This is a genomic window from Allorhizobium sp. GW101-3B10 (assembly GCF_059424725.1).
The window spans coordinates 341321-355274 of the sequence record NZ_JBWKZR010000001.1 but is presented as its reverse complement, the minus strand read 5'-3'; the positions used below and the strand labels follow the sequence as shown (position 1 = coordinate 355274).

The 13954-nt window shown below is 61.4% G+C and carries 16 protein-coding genes; 6 read left to right on the top strand and 10 right to left on the bottom strand.

Annotation, left to right across the window (positions count from 1 at the left end; all coding sequences use genetic code 11):
* Positions 1-54: 54 nt before the first annotated feature.
* The gene (locus AC07Y0_RS01680) at positions 55-705 is read left to right on the top strand and encodes a hypothetical protein (RefSeq protein ID WP_498673916.1); all 651 of its coding nucleotides are present in this window, start codon (positions 55-57) and stop codon (positions 703-705) included.
* A 267-nt stretch (positions 706-972) separates the two neighbouring features.
* Here the strand turns inward: AC07Y0_RS01680 and AC07Y0_RS01675 are convergent, their stop codons facing one another.
* Entirely contained in the window at positions 973-2418 is a 1446-nt protein-coding gene (locus tag AC07Y0_RS01675; RefSeq protein WP_498673914.1) for an NAD(P)(+) transhydrogenase (Re/Si-specific) subunit beta, read from the bottom strand.
* A 13-nt stretch (positions 2419-2431) separates the two neighbouring features.
* Positions 2432-4003 (bottom strand): Re/Si-specific NAD(P)(+) transhydrogenase subunit alpha, encoded by a 1572-nt coding sequence (locus AC07Y0_RS01670; RefSeq protein WP_498673912.1) that lies wholly within the window; start codon positions 4001-4003, stop codon positions 2432-2434.
* 250 nt (positions 4004-4253) lie between these two features.
* Here AC07Y0_RS01670 and AC07Y0_RS01665 point away from each other — a divergent pair, with 250 nt between their 5' ends.
* The gene (locus AC07Y0_RS01665) at positions 4254-4418 is read left to right on the top strand and encodes a DUF1328 domain-containing protein (protein ID WP_454747087.1); all 165 of its coding nucleotides are present in this window, start codon (positions 4254-4256) and stop codon (positions 4416-4418) included.
* Positions 4419-4498: 80 nt separating this feature from the next.
* On the opposite strand, the gene AC07Y0_RS01660 is transcribed toward AC07Y0_RS01665, so the two are convergent.
* Positions 4499-5254, bottom strand: a complete 756-nt coding sequence (locus AC07Y0_RS01660; protein WP_498673909.1) for a Crp/Fnr family transcriptional regulator — start codon at positions 5252-5254, stop codon at positions 4499-4501.
* A 121-nt stretch (positions 5255-5375) separates the two neighbouring features.
* On the opposite strand from AC07Y0_RS01660, the gene AC07Y0_RS01655 reads away from it, so the two are divergent.
* A complete protein-coding gene (locus AC07Y0_RS01655; protein ID WP_498673907.1) occupies positions 5376-5741 on the top strand; it encodes a response regulator in 366 nt (121 codons plus the stop codon).
* 3 nt (positions 5742-5744) lie between these two features.
* On the opposite strand, the gene AC07Y0_RS01650 is transcribed toward AC07Y0_RS01655, so the two are convergent.
* Together AC07Y0_RS01650 and AC07Y0_RS01645 are read right to left on the bottom strand one after the other, a co-directional pair.
* Complete coding sequence (locus tag AC07Y0_RS01650; protein WP_498673905.1) at positions 5745-6311, bottom strand: RNA polymerase sigma factor; 567 nt, start codon at positions 6309-6311, stop codon at positions 5745-5747.
* The gene (locus AC07Y0_RS01645; protein WP_498673902.1) at positions 6308-6469 is read right to left on the bottom strand and encodes a NepR family anti-sigma factor; all 162 of its coding nucleotides are present in this window, start codon (positions 6467-6469) and stop codon (positions 6308-6310) included. The genes AC07Y0_RS01650 and AC07Y0_RS01645 overlap by 4 nt, the downstream gene beginning before the upstream one ends.
* A gap of 233 nt (positions 6470-6702) precedes the next feature.
* On the opposite strand from AC07Y0_RS01645, the gene AC07Y0_RS01640 reads away from it, so the two are divergent.
* The 3 genes from AC07Y0_RS01640 (at position 6703) to AC07Y0_RS01630 (ending at position 9911) form a co-directional block, all read left to right on the top strand.
* On the top strand, positions 6703-6870 hold the full coding sequence (locus AC07Y0_RS01640) for a DUF1328 domain-containing protein (protein WP_028738513.1): 168 nt from the start codon (positions 6703-6705) through the stop codon (positions 6868-6870).
* A gap of 126 nt (positions 6871-6996) precedes the next feature.
* A complete protein-coding gene (locus tag AC07Y0_RS01635) occupies positions 6997-8712 on the top strand; it encodes a transposase (RefSeq protein ID WP_498673898.1) in 1716 nt (571 codons plus the stop codon).
* Positions 8713-8798: 86 nt separating this feature from the next.
* A complete protein-coding gene (locus tag AC07Y0_RS01630; RefSeq protein WP_498673895.1) occupies positions 8799-9911 on the top strand; it encodes an ATP-binding protein in 1113 nt (370 codons plus the stop codon).
* Positions 9912-10099: 188 nt separating this feature from the next.
* On the opposite strand, the gene AC07Y0_RS01625 is transcribed toward AC07Y0_RS01630, so the two are convergent.
* The 5 genes from AC07Y0_RS01625 to AC07Y0_RS01605 all read right to left on the bottom strand — a co-directional run bounded on the left by AC07Y0_RS01625 (position 10100) and on the right by AC07Y0_RS01605 (position 13808).
* Positions 10100-10285, bottom strand: coding sequence for a hypothetical protein (locus AC07Y0_RS01625; RefSeq protein ID WP_498673894.1), 186 nt, complete (start codon positions 10283-10285; stop codon positions 10100-10102).
* The gene (locus AC07Y0_RS01620) at positions 10285-10632 is read right to left on the bottom strand and encodes a hypothetical protein (protein ID WP_498673892.1); all 348 of its coding nucleotides are present in this window, start codon (positions 10630-10632) and stop codon (positions 10285-10287) included. The genes AC07Y0_RS01625 and AC07Y0_RS01620 overlap by 1 nt, the downstream gene beginning before the upstream one ends.
* A gap of 93 nt (positions 10633-10725) precedes the next feature.
* Positions 10726-11784, bottom strand: coding sequence for a zinc-binding metallopeptidase family protein (locus AC07Y0_RS01615; RefSeq protein ID WP_498673890.1), 1059 nt, complete (start codon positions 11782-11784; stop codon positions 10726-10728).
* 128 nt (positions 11785-11912) lie between these two features.
* Entirely contained in the window at positions 11913-12899 is a 987-nt protein-coding gene (locus AC07Y0_RS01610) for an HWE histidine kinase domain-containing protein (protein WP_498673888.1), read from the bottom strand.
* A 114-nt stretch (positions 12900-13013) separates the two neighbouring features.
* Entirely contained in the window at positions 13014-13808 is a 795-nt protein-coding gene (locus AC07Y0_RS01605; RefSeq protein WP_498673886.1) for a response regulator, read from the bottom strand.
* Positions 13809-13954: the final 146 nt, after the last annotated feature.

Sequence of the window (13954 nt, the reverse complement as noted above, 5' to 3'; positions counted from 1 at the left end):
CTGTCTGTGCCGTGCTAGGATGCCGGTGACGTCCCCATCCAGCGGCTCAATCCCATGCCCGACACCGCCCAGGCATCCACTCGCCCTCCCCGCCCCAACCGGGTGACGCCCTTCGGCGATCTCGAAGCTACGCCGGCGCGCGGAACGCTGATGGGCAATCGCGGCGACCTGCACGGACCGGACGGCACGATCCGCCGGCACCATGTCGGCAAGGCGTGGATCTGCTGCACGCTCGCCGAGCGCAACGGCCGCCGCGTCGTCTTTGACACCAAGGGCCACTACACGCCGCTGTTCTTCCTCGACGAGGCCGTGGCATTCGCCGCCGGCCACCGCCCCTGCGCCGAATGCCGCCGTGCCGATTTCCTCCGCTTCAAGCGGCACTTCAATCGCGCCACCGGCCGCCCCGACGACCAGTTCGTCCCCGCCCGCGAGATCGACGCCCTCCTCCACCGGGAACGCCTCGACGGCAAGACCAAACACCTCGACCGGACCCCCGTCGCCGACCTGCCGGACGGCAGCTTCTTCACAACGGACCCCGCACCGCAGACGCCGCTCCTGCTCTGGCAGGGCAAGGCCTATCCGTGGAGCCACCAAGGCTATGGCGCGCCACTCGCCTTGCCGGACCGCGCGGATGTGACCGTCCTGACACCGCCCACGCTCGTTGCCGTCCTGCGCGCCGGCTATGCGGTGACACCCCGCCTCTGATCCTTCGGCGGCGGAACGCAAGGCCGGCCGGAATCGATCTCCCCCCTCGAGGGGGAGATGTCGGCGAAAGCCGACAGAGGGGGGTATCCGCCAAGCAAGCGCACGAGGGCGTGTATCCACCGCCCCGCAGCGCAGGTCGCCCCCTCTGCCCTGCCGGGCATCTCCTCCGCAAGGGGGGAGATCGTTTACGGCCGGCCTTGGGCGTGCGCCAAACAAAAAAGCCGGGCGTGTCCGCCCGGCCTCCGTCATTCACACTTGCGTGCGACCTTACTTGATCATCGGCAGAAGTTCGCTGACCGACTTCTTGGCGTCGCCGTAGAACATCCGGGTGTTCTCCTTGTAGAACAGCGGGTTCTCGATGCCGGAATAGCCGGTGCCCTGGCCGCGCTTGGAGACGAAGACCTGCTTGGCCTTCCACACCTGCAAAACGGGCATGCCGGCGATCGGCGAGTTCGGGTCTTCCTCCGCCGCCGGATTGACGATGTCGTTGGAGCCGATGACGATGACGACGTCCGTGTTGGGGAAGTCGTCGTTGATCTCGTCCATCTCCATGACGATGTCGTAAGGCACCTTGGCTTCGGCCAGAAGCACGTTCATGTGGCCCGGAAGACGGCCCGCCACCGGATGGATGGCGAAGCGCACGTCCTTGCCGCTGGCGCGCAGCTTGCGGGTGAGTTCGGATACCGCCTGCTGCGCCTGGGCGACCGCCATACCGTAGCCCGGCACGATGATGACGCTGTCGGCTTCGTTGAGCGCGTTGGCCACGCCTTCGGCGTCGATGGCCACCTGTTCGCCGGCGATCTCCATCTGAGGGCCGCTCGTGCCGCCGAAGCCGCCGAGGATGACCGAGATGAAGGAGCGGTTCATCGCCTTGCACATGATGTAGGACAGGATCGCACCCGAGGAGCCGACCAGCGCGCCGGTGACGATCAGAAGATCGTTGCCGAGCGTGAAGCCGATCGCCGCTGCAGCCCAGCCGGAATAGCTGTTCAGCATGGACACGACCACCGGCATGTCGGCGCCGCCGATGCCCATGATCAGGTGATAGCCGATGAAGAAGGCGAGCAGCGTCATCAGGATGACGGCCCAGATGCCCGCGCCGTTGAAATACATCACCAGCAGGATCAGCGAGGCGATCGCTGCGCCGGCATTGAGCATGTGCCCGCCCGGCAGCTTCTTCGCCTTGCCGTCGACCTTGCCGGCCAGCTTGCCGAAGGCGACGACGGAGCCGGTGAAGGTGACCGCACCGATGAACACGCCGAGGAAGACCTCGACCTTGAGGATGGCGACCAGAGCACCGCTCGGGTCGGCCAGCTTGTGCGCCAGAACGGCGGCAAAGCCGGTCAGCGCATGCCGCGCCGTCTCGTCCATGGCGGCGACCCGGCCGAGTTCGAGCTCGGCATTGTAGCCGATGAACACGGCGGCAAGGCCGACGAAGGAGTGGAGCGCCGCGACCAGCTGCGGCATCTCGGTCATCTGCACGCGCGAGGCGACGTAATAGCCGAGCACGGAGCCACCGGCGATCATCACCAGGATGACGAACCAGTTGCCGACATCCGGTCCGAAGACGGTGGCAGCAACGGCGAGCCCCATGCCGACAATGCCGTACCAGACGGCGCGCTTGGCGCTTTCCTGGCCGGAAAGCCCGCCGAGCGAGAGGATGAATAGAACGGCCGCAGCGATATAGGCGGCGGAAACGATACCGATCGTCATGACCCTATCCCCCTCAAGACTTCTGGAACATGGCGAGCATGCGCCGGGTGACGAGGAAGCCGCCGACGATGTTGATCGTGGCGATCAGCACCGAAAGCGCGGCCAGGATGACGATGAGCCAGTTGCCCGACCCGACCTGCAGCAGCGCGCCGATGATGACGATGCCGGAAATGGCGTTCGTCACCGCCATCAGCGGCGTGTGCAGCGAGTGGCTGACATTCCAGATCACCGAGAAGCCGATGAAGCAGGCGAGCACGAAGACGATCAGATGCGCCATGAACTCGGACGGCGCATAGGCGCCGACCAGCGCCATCAGCAGGCCGCCGATCACCAGCAGGCCGACCTGGTTGCGGGTCTGGACCTTGAAGGCGGCGACCTCCTTGGCCCGCTTTTCCTCCGGCGTCAGTTCCTTGACCTTTTCCTTCGGCTTGGCCGCGGCAATCGCCTGGATCTTCGGCGGCGGCGGCGGATAGGTAATCTCGCCGTCCTTGGCAACGGTCGCGCCGCGGATGACGTCGTCTTCCATGTTATGGACGATCATGCCGTCCTTGGCCGGGGTGAGGTCCGTCATCATGTGGCGGATATTGGTCGAGTAAAGCGTCGAGGCCTGGGCCGCCATGCGGCTCGGGAAGTCGGTATAGCCGACGATCGTCACGCCGTTCTCCGAGACGATCTTCTGGTCCGGCACCGTCAGGTCGCAATTGCCGCCGCGTTCGGCGGCAAGGTCGATGACCACCGAGCCGGGTTTCATCGAAGCCACCATGTCGGCAAGCCAGAGCTTCGGCGCGTCGCGGCCGGGGATCAGCGCCGTGGTGATGACGATGTCGATCTCGGGCGCGAGTTCGCGGAACTTGGCCAGCTGCTTCTCGCGGAATTCCGGCGAGGAAGGCGCTGCATAGCCGCCGGTCGCCGCCCCGTCCTGAGTCGCTTCGAACTCGAGATAGACGAACTGGGCGCCCATCGATTCGATCTGCTCGGCCACTTCCGGACGCACGTCGAAGGCGTAGGTGATGGCACCGAGCGAGGTCGCCGTGCCGATCGCGGCAAGACCGGCGACGCCGGCGCCGATGACCAGCACCTTGGCCGGCGGAACCTTGCCCGCCGCCGTCACCTGGCCGGTGAAGAAGCGGCCGAAATTATTGCCGGCCTCGATCACCGCGCGATAGCCGGCGATATTGGCCATAGAGGAGAGCGCGTCCATCTTCTGGGCGCGGGAAATACGCGGCACCATGTCCATGGCGATGACGTTGGCGCCCTTCTCCCTGGCGCGTTCCAGAAGCTCCTTGTTCTGGGCCGGGTAGAAGAAGGAAATCAGCGTCTTGCCCGAAGACAGACGCTCCACTTCCACCGTCTCCGGCGGACGCACCTTGGCGATCACGTCGGCGCTGGCATAGAGCGCCTCGGCACCCTCGACCACCTCGACGCCGGCGACGCGGTAGGCGTCGTCGGAAAACCCGGCAGCCTTGCCGGCTCCGCTTTCGATGATGCAGTCATAGCCCAGCTTTTTCAGCTGAAGCGCGCTGTCGGGGGTCATCGCGACGCGTGCCTCCCCCGCAAACAACTCCCGTGGCGAACCGATCTTCAAACCTGTCTCCCATCTCGCATTAGGCCAAAGTCGAACAATTTCGGCGTGAAAACGAGCAGAATGCGACAACGCTGTCCAGCCCACTTTCCCCCTCATGTGAGGGTTTCGCGCGGATGATACGGCTCCGTCAACGAATAATTCACATCGACTGTCTTCTGCGGCGATTGGCGCTCCCTAAGCCTGCGGCCCGAATGGAACAAATTCGCCTTTCGACGGTTCATCCAGCGGTCAAAAAAGAATGGAGAGCATCATGCTGCAATGGATTCTGATCTTCCTGGCGATTGCCGCCGTCGCCAGCCTTCTCGGCTTTCGCGGTGTTGCCGGCGCCTCGGCCGGGATTGCGAAAATCCTGATCTTCATCGTGCTGGTGATCTTCATCATCGCATTGTTCGCCGGCGTGCTCGTGGTCGCCTGACCGGAGCACCGGACGACAGAAGCAACCGCCGGCTTCACCACCGGCGTTTTTTTTGCGCCGCCGCGGACCCCGCGAAGACCTCAGATGAGGGGTCGCAGTCGTGGCGTGCCGGGATTCCAGTTCGCCACGGCCTGCAACCCCTGAGGGTCGAGGACCTCGCAGCCCCGGTCGAGCCACTGTATCAGGCCGCGCTCGGCCAGCTTGCGCAGCGTCTTGTTGGTATGGACGATCGAAAGGCCGAGCGTATCGGCGACATGCATCTGGGTGACCGGTACGTGCCGACGGTCCTCGTCGAGCAGGCCCGCGTTTCGCCCGCGCTCGAACAGGAAGGCCAGCAGATAGGCCGCACGTTCGGTCGCCGTGCGCCTTCCGACGCTGAGCAGGTGCTCGTCGAGAATGCTCTCCTCGCGCGCGGCCAGCCAGGTCAGGTCGAAGGCGAGCCCCGCATGCTTCTCGAACAGGTTGAACAGGCGGCTTCGCTCGAAGACGCACAGCGTCACGGGCGTCAGCGCCTCGACGGAATGCTGCATCTCGGCCATCACCGCCCCCTGCAGCCCGACCATGTCGCCAGGCACGACATAGTTCAGGATCTGCCGGCGGCCGTCTTCGAGGATCTTGTAGCGGAAGCCCCAACCTTCCAGTAGTGTATAAAGATGAGCACTGTGGGAGCCCTCGACGATCACGGTCGCGCCCGCATCGGCGTTGAGGTCACCGCGCTTGAAATGCGACACGAAGTCCAGTTCTTCGCCGCTGAACGGGCGGAAGTGTTTCTTCTGGCGCAAGGGACATTCGAAGCAGCTGACACGGACCGGGTTCTTGCGAGAGTCGATTGCCATGCACTGTTCCCTTGTTTCAGCGCCGGAGGAATACCGGCCACTGCCCGGTCGGGCATGTCTTATTTAAATGACCTCCTTCGCCAAACGACCGATAAGGCACTTTGGCAAAAAAGGAACAGCCATGCCCAACCCGTCGCTGCGCGTTCTCGTTGCGGAGAACCAATACCTGATCGCGATGGAGGTCGAACAGATTCTCGTCGACGCCCTGGACTGCACCGTTACCATCGTGCCGCTTGCCCGCCTCGAGCAGCAGCTCGGCGACGATCAATTCGACGCCGTCCTTCTCGACAGTGCCCCGATCCCCTCCGTCAATCTCGAGCGGGCGCGGCGGGTGAAGGAAAGCGGCGCGGCTGTCGTCATCCTGTCGTCCTATGACGACGTCGGCACGGAAGCATCCGGTATCCAGGCTTTCCCCGTGGTGGCAAAGCCCATCTTCGCAGACGAACTCATCCGCGCCGTGAAGATGGCGACGCGCGCGTCGGCCTGAACCTCAGACGGCGAAGGCGCGTTTGGTGACGGCGGAACTGTGGGCATCCGGACCGTAATCGCCTTCGCCGCTAACGCCGAGAATTTCCTGCAGCTTGTTGCGCGCACGGTTGATACGGCTCTTGATGGTACCGACCGCGCAGCCGCAGATTTCGGCGGCTTCCTCATAGGCGAAACCGGATGCGCCGACGAGAATGATCGCCTCGCGCTGGTCGCTGGGCAGTTGGTCCAGCGCCTTCTTGAAGTCCTGGAGGTCGAGGGAACCATACTGCTGCGGATGGGTCGACAACTGCGCCGTGAAGAAGCCGTCGCTGTCGGACACTTCTCGGCCGCGCTTGCGCATCTGCGAATAGAACTCGTTGCGCAGAATGGTGAACAGCCAGGCCTTCATGTTGGTGCCCGGCTCGAAATGATCCTGCTTGGCCCACGCCTTCATGATGGTGTCCTGCACCAGGTCGTCGGCGACGTGATGGCGGCCCGTGAGCGACACGGCAAACGCACGCAGATTCGGCAAGGCTGCGAGCAGATCCCGCTTGAACGAGCGTTCGATGGACGTGGCATCTTCAGTCATTGCGCTGAATCCTTGATGCGAAGAGCCTGATCGGCCTGCTGCTCAGCCTGATCGAGTTTCTCGAGCAGGCTGAGGAACCGGTCGGGGATCGCTTCATCCTGCACCGACTGGTAGAGCTGGCGCAACTGCGTAGCAATGCCGGGCTGTGAATCAGCCATGATCTGTCTTTCCTTGGCTGATGGATCGTTTGGGGAATTGGTCATGCTTTTCCAACGGGGTTGTGTGTCTCATCGCCTGACAACGGTCGTCCCGACCGAAGGTTCCGTAAGAGAACGGTTATTTTTCCAAAGCTTTTCGAGGGGGAAATCCGGTTGCGCCATTCTCGAACTTTCGCCATGGAACAATTCATCCCGTGCTTCGTTTCCCTGCCATCGAAATCAGGAGAACCGTCATGCTTTACTACGCACTCGTCTTCCTCGTCGTCGCCCTGATCGCCGGTGTGCTCGGTTTCGGCGGTATCGCCGGTGCATCCGCAGGCATCGCCAAGATCCTGTTCCTGGTGTTCATCGTGCTCTTCCTCATCTCGCTGGTATCGCAGCTCTTCCGCCGCCGCGCCTGAGCCGAACCAGCACCCATGACGAAATCGAAAGAGCCGGCCCTGCCCCCAGCCCTTAACCAAAATGTGGACTTTTAGTTGAAGTCCCTCGGAAACCCCTTAGAGAACAACGCTCTGAGGGGTTTTATCTTGCTTAAAAAATCTGAAGGAAGTCAAAAGTTACGTCTTCCCCACTCCTTCAACGGAGTGAACGTCAACTTCTGCAAAAATCCGCTCTGCTCCAACTTCGGTGAGCCAGCAGAGGTCGAGGACCAACGCGGGAAACGACGTGGCAACGACAGTTCCATGTACCGCGTCACGGGCGATTCCCTGTATTGCATCCCCTGCGGTACCCACAGCGCCGTCAAAAGCAACCGCGCCGTCAGCGAAGAACTCGACAGGCATCTTGAGCTACTGGCGACGCCAGGTGGCCTTCACTGCCCGACCGTGACCTGCGCGAACTACTTCAAACCCGTTGATTCGCACCCTGAATCTTATTCTCCGCACGGCAGGACCGCCAGGGGCGACAAGCGATACAAGTGCAAATGCTGTTCGAAGACATTCTCATCCGGGAAACCGCACCAGCGACAGAAGACATCCCACGAGAACAAGTCTGTCTTTCAAATGCTCGTAGGGAAAGTCTGCATTTCCAAGATCGCGCAGATCACGGGCCTCGCGCCGAAGACTGTCTACGACAAGATCGATTTCCTGCATGCCCAGTGCACGAAGTTCCTGGCTGATCGGGAACGACGTTTTCCAGAACTGGAATTCCAAAGCATGCGGATCTCCACCGACATGCAGGACTACATGGTCAATTGGCCCACCAAGAAGCTCAGGAAGACCATCCAGTTCCGAGCACTGGCATCGAGTTGCCTCGACACCGGATACGTGCTTGCATGCCATCCCCAACTCGATCCGCGGTTCAATACGAACGAGATCCAGAGCGCCGTAGAGGCATGCGGTGATCTCGATCTGAAGCCTGCCATGCGTGAGTACGCACGCCTCTGGAACTACGAGGACTACGCCACCGCGCTGCAGATGGAACCTGGGACTTTCGCACCTGTCCGCGAGGATCAAGACGCAGCCGAGGACATGACGGGGGATCGCCAGCTTCCCAACCAGAGGGCTATGGTGCACATCGACTACCTGATGTTCGGCCATTTCCTGTATCTGAACGCCCTGATCGGGCGCAGGTCTGGACACGTTCATTTCTCCCTGGATGCCGATCCGGGTTTAGCCAATGCGTGCCTTGCCGCGTGGAAGGACAAGTTCCTGAACGGCCAGCTCGATGCTGCGATCCTAACCTGCGACAAGGGTGCGACGATCGATCAGAAGAATGCCGCAGTCGCAGATGCGGCCAAGCTCAAGATGAAGGCTGAAGAGCAGTTTCCAGATCTACATCCGCTGCAGGCCTGGCTGGCCTACTTCGTCGACAACAGCGTTCTGCCTTACTTCAAGGGGCGCCGCCGAGGCGAGGAGCTACGATCCAGAGAGATCCCTTACCCGTTCATCAAGAAGTCGGAGCCAGGCAAGAAGGTGCGCTTCCTGACGGATGACGGCAGTCGCCCTGCCATGGAGATTGCACGCCTATTCCACGATACCTCATTGCACCAGGTAGACCGCTTCTTCATGCAGGTCCGGCGTAGCATCGCTGGCCTCGAGCGCGCGCCGCAGTACCCGCGGCGTGCTTCCCGGAAATGGTACCTGTATGGCTTCTATTCGCCGGAGATGGTCGAGAAGTGCCTCACTATCTATCGAACCTATTTCAACTACATCGCCAAGGGCGATGACAAGATGACGCCCGCGATGCGGATCGGCCTCGCAAAGGGGCCAGTGAGGTTCGAAGAGATCATTTATTTCGAGTGATTCAACTCAGGTGTTTGGCCACATTCAACCATCTTGCTCAACGGAACAAACCATGAAAACATGGATGAGCGAAAGAGGAACGCTTCATGACCAAGCCATTGGTGCCGACAAGAGAGTTGATTGAAAGCAAGAAGATCTCGGAGAGTAGGAATTACGACTTCAAGAGAGAAATAGATCTCGACAAGAAACACCCGAACGGGAGCAAGTCCGGGAAGGAGCGGTTTCTTGACGACGTTGTGGCGTTTCTCAATGGAGGCCACGGCCACATCGTCATCGGCGTGGTTGAAGTAGACGGAGTGTGGCAAAGCTATCAGCCTCTCAGCGGAGACCGCGAGAAGCTGTGCAACCGCATCCAGATGGTGATCCATGACAACATCAAGCCAGCCCCGACGAAAATCGAGGTTGTGCCAATAGACGTTGACGATGGATTCATTGTCGACGTCCAGATTCCAGATCACTGGAAGAAGCCTTATCAAAATGGCATGTCAGGCGCGTTCTACACACGATCAGGCGCGCGGAACCGGGTTCTATCCGTTGGGGAAATTCAAGAGCTGTTCGCCGAAAACGAGAGAATGGAATCTGACCTTGCGAAGATCTATACAGAGTTTGATCGCGATCTTGGTCTTCAGGATATGGTTTCCAGCTCTCGGTTGAGCGTACCGTCAGTATGGTCCTCCGGAGTTCAACAGGCGACTGATTACCCTCCTCGCCTCAAGTTCGGCATCTTGCCCCGCCAGCACTACGACCGTGACCGCCATCCATACAACCCACGCAAAATGGGAGGCCGGCGAGGTTTCTACTCATTCGACGGTGGGCTACTCCCTTCCCTTAAGGGCTGCAGCGAGGGCTTCGAGGCGGCATCCATCCACGAGCGGCTATTTCTTGGCACCGATTGGCGCGTCCTGGGTCACGTTGATCATCCGTTAGATTTGCGGTTGGGAAGGCCGAATGTCGAAGCTTTCGGGCAAAAATTGAGCGCGTATCTTTGCTCTATTGGAGATTTTCTTGCAGAGGAAGGCATCGTTGGACCGTTCGCGATCATTATGGGCATCGAGAACCTAGACGAACTTGATGGCTGGTCGCGGCCGGGCATGGCTAGTTCCGTTAGCGGCGGACGTCCCAGGATCGTGGAACAACTGCACGATGAGACTGTACTGGGAGCCTTCATCGAACAGGTCCGGAGCGGACTATTTGGCTAGCCAAAGAATATGTGGAGGCCATGTTTAGCCTCCACATATTGGTTAGGGGCTGGGGCCCTGCCCGGCTCTTTCCGTTTGACCGGAGCCGCCGACGCGATCTTTCCTCTCGGGGGCCGATCAGGAACGGGAAACGCGAAAAATCCGCCGGGTTCGGCGGATCGGGTCGAACAACGATGCGAAAGCGATGGCTAGAAGAGAATCGAAGCGATCATGATGGCGAAGGCCAGCAGGATCACCGAGACAACCAACACCGTCGAACCACGCCAGCGGGGCGGCACCATGGATTCGAGATCGGTATCGAGCTTGGCCTCCTGCGCGATCTCGCGCGTCTGCAGGTCGATGCGGCGGTCCCTCTCGGTCATATCGTCGGACATTACTTGCCTCCATCATAGCTGTCGAACGGCCCGGGGCCGGGCCTGACGCTGGCTGCGGAGAATGCCTTGGCTTCGACGGTTCCCTGGGAAGGGACCGCAAGCGCCGCGAGCTTCACCGGATCGATGGTGCGGCGGATCTGACGGCCGGCCAAAAGCTCGGCGTTCACAGGCACGCAATCACCGTAGATCAACGTGGCCATCCGACGCGCCTTGTCCATCTCGCTCGGCAGCGCGGTGCGACACTCGGTACCGGAAGCGTAGGAGATGACAACAACCGGCTCTTCGAGACAGCTGGTCTGCTGGGGATGGCATGCCACGAGTACCATGAGTGCAGCAAGCGTGTTCATCGACGTTCTCCTTGTTAGGAGGTTAACGTCGCTGACCGATGTAAGTTCCCTGGAGAACGTCGAGCGGCCTTGTTTTCGCCGGTTTCCCGGCGATCAGCCGGCGGGGGCTGCGTGGATGATGTCGTGGATGTACTGCAGCTTGCCCAGCACCGGCGCCGACAGGACGAAGGGATAGAGATCCCGCTGGCCCATGCTGCGGTTGATGCTGTTGATGGCGATGGTGAGCGGCACCCAGGCATCGAGCAGCACGCGCGCATCGATGGCGCGATAGCTGTCGAAGGTCGTGGTCAGCGAGAGTTCCGGCGCCTCGGTTTCCGGATGGGTCCTGAGGCCGAAGGCGTCGGCCGTGTCCAGCGCATCGACGATGTGGAAATAATGCGCCCAGGTTTCCGCAAAGTCCTCCCAGGGGTGGCTCGCCGCATAGGCGCTGACATAGGATTGTTCCCAGCCCTGCTCGGGCCCCCGCGCATAGTGCTGCTGCAGCGCTGCGCCATAATCCTCGCGCTCGTCACCGAACAGGGCGCGAAACGCTGCCTGGTCGCCCCGGTCGCGCACCAGCCGGTCCCAGTAGTAGTGCCCGACCTCATGGCGGAAATGGCCGATCAGCGTGCGGAACGGCTCGCCGAGCGATACGCGTCGCGCTTCGCGTTCCGCATCCGACGCCTCGACGATGTTGAGCGTGATCAGGCCGTTGGCATGGCCGGTCAGCACCGGAGACCCGGTTTCGTTTTCGTCGGCCAGGAACGCAAAACCCAACCCGTTCGCCGAATCGTCGGCGCGGCTCACCAGCGGCAGGCCGAAGCGCATGATCGAATAGATCACGTAGCGTTTCGCCAGCTCGATCCGCTGCCAGTTTTCGACATTCTGCTGGGTCGAGAGATTGGGGATGGTCAGATTGTGCCGGCACGCCATGCAGAAGCCCGAAGCATGGCCGTCCTCGACCAGCCAGTTGCAGGCGCCCATCCCGGCATTGGCACATGGTATGAGCAGGCTCTGCGGCTCGGCCGGGTCTCGAAAGGCACTGCCGTCCGGCTCCATGGCGACCATGTCGAAGCCGCTTGGGCGATAGGCCAGCCGCATGCCGCAACTGACACAGCCGTTGTTGTCGAAATGGACGACATTGGCGCAATTGGAGCAGTGGAAGATACGCATTCAAGGTTCCCGTGACGAAAGAAGGCGCGGCAGCAAGGGATGGCGGCATAGACCGGAATGGAAGCCTGACGCGCGCCGGGCCGACCGGATAGGTCATCAGACCACGAAACGTTCCACCAGGATTAGGGCTATTCGTAGATCTCCTGCGGGAACGTGAGATCGTAGCGCACCTGGTCACGTTCCACGCGATGGTGCGCGTGCCCGTTGACCGAGGACGGAACGACCCGTTCGAGAACGGTGCTGCCGAACCGGGCCGTCTTCGCCACCGCAATCGCCGCGTCGTCGAGCGGTCCGACCGGCTCGATCCAGGTCACGCGAATCTGCGGTCCCGTGCCGGCCTCGATCCGTTCGCAGTTGACCTCGATCGCCCGCCGGCGCGCCAGGAAGTCTCCGTGGCTCACCGCATTGACGATCAGTTCGTGCAGCGCCAGGCCGATATGCAGCGAGGAATTCGGGGTCAAAAGCACGTCTTCGCCCGAAACCTTCACCAGATCGCCGTTCTCCTGCACATAGCGATCCACCTGCTGCTTCAGCAGGTCGCGGAAATAGGCGCCGCGCCAGCTGGAATCGGTGATGAGGTCCTGCGATTGAGACAGGGCGTGCAGCCGGCCGCGGAACTTGCCGAGGAAGGACTCGAGCGTACCGGAATGGCGGGCGGTTTGCGACGCGATGCTCTGGATGATGGCAAGCAGGTTCTTCGAGCGATGGCTGACCTCGCGCAAGAGCGCCCTTAGCAACCGTTCCCGCCGGCGATCCTCGGTCCGATCCATCACCACGGTCAGCATATTGACCTCTTGGCTGCTCATCTCGACGAAGCGACACCGGAATTCGAAGAAGGTGTCGTCCCCGGCTTCAATCTCCAGCTCGGCGCGATCGCCGGGCTTGGTCAGCCCGGCCTTCAGTTCCTTGAGGCGGGCACCGATCTCTGGCCCGAAGATCCCCTCGTCGCTCGGGCGCTGCCCCGGCTTCAGCGACCAGCGGGCCGGCAGCGTGGTGATGCAGATATACTGGCCACCGCTGTCCTGCAGGATCAGGCTGGCACTCATGTCGATCAGGGCGGTTATGAAGAACTCGCGCAGCTTGTCGTCGCCGCGCTCAGGTTCAAACCATGTCAACCGATGTACCAACTTCTCACTCCGCCACTGCTCGGCTATCCGTTCTCGGCCTTTTGGGGCCTCCATGCCCCCGACGTGCGGAGCGCTCCCGTCCCCGGTCCTTTCGATTCTCGCTCAGGCGCCTTCGGCCACCCGCTCGTTGAAGAACAGGGCCTGGCTGATGAGCGCCTTGACCATGTCGGGGTTGAAGGGCTTGGTCACGAGGAAGGCCGGCTCGGGACGCTCGCCGGTCAGCAGGCGTTCCGGGAAAGCCGTAATGAAGATGACTGGCACGGTGTCGACTTTCAGGATGTCGTTGACCGCGTCGATGCCCGAGCTGCCGTCGGCGAGCTGGATGTCGGCGAGCACCATCTTGGGGCTGGTCCGCTTGTAGAGCTCGACGGCTTCGGCATGGGTGCGGGCGATGCCGGTGACGCGATGGCCGAGGTCCTCGACCATCTGCTCGATATCGAGCGCGATCAGCGGTTCGTCCTCGATGATCATGATGTCTGTCGCCACCTGGCGCGAAATCTCGGAGGATGCCTCGTTGAACAAGGCGTTGAATTTCGCCTCGTCGACACCGAGGATCTCGGCCGCCTCGGCCGGCGAGAAGCCTTCGACCGTAATCAGCAGAAAGGCATGGCGCGCACGCGTCGGGACGCTCGCAAGATTGGCTGCGGCGCGCTTTTCCCACGCGAAGGGCGAGGAGATCTCGGGAATTTCCACATGGGTGGAATCGAAGAGCGTGACGAACAACTTGTAGAGAGAAACGCGATCGTTGGCGCCCTTGGGAAAGATCGAGATGTCGGCGATCAACGCTTCGAGCGCCGCTGCGACATAGGCGTCTCCGGAAGTCTGTGAGCCGGTGACGGCTCGTGCGTATCGCCGAAGGTATGGCAGGTGAGCGGCAACGCGGGCAGTAAGAGACATGCGGTTTCTCCAATTGAATACAGTATGGGTGCGGACTGGGCTGGAAACGCGCCTTCCAAAAAAATGTTCCCCCGATAAGGAACTTTTTTCCGTTGCCCCGCTTAATAGACTAATCTCAATTTCGATCAGGGGACAAACGGGGCTTC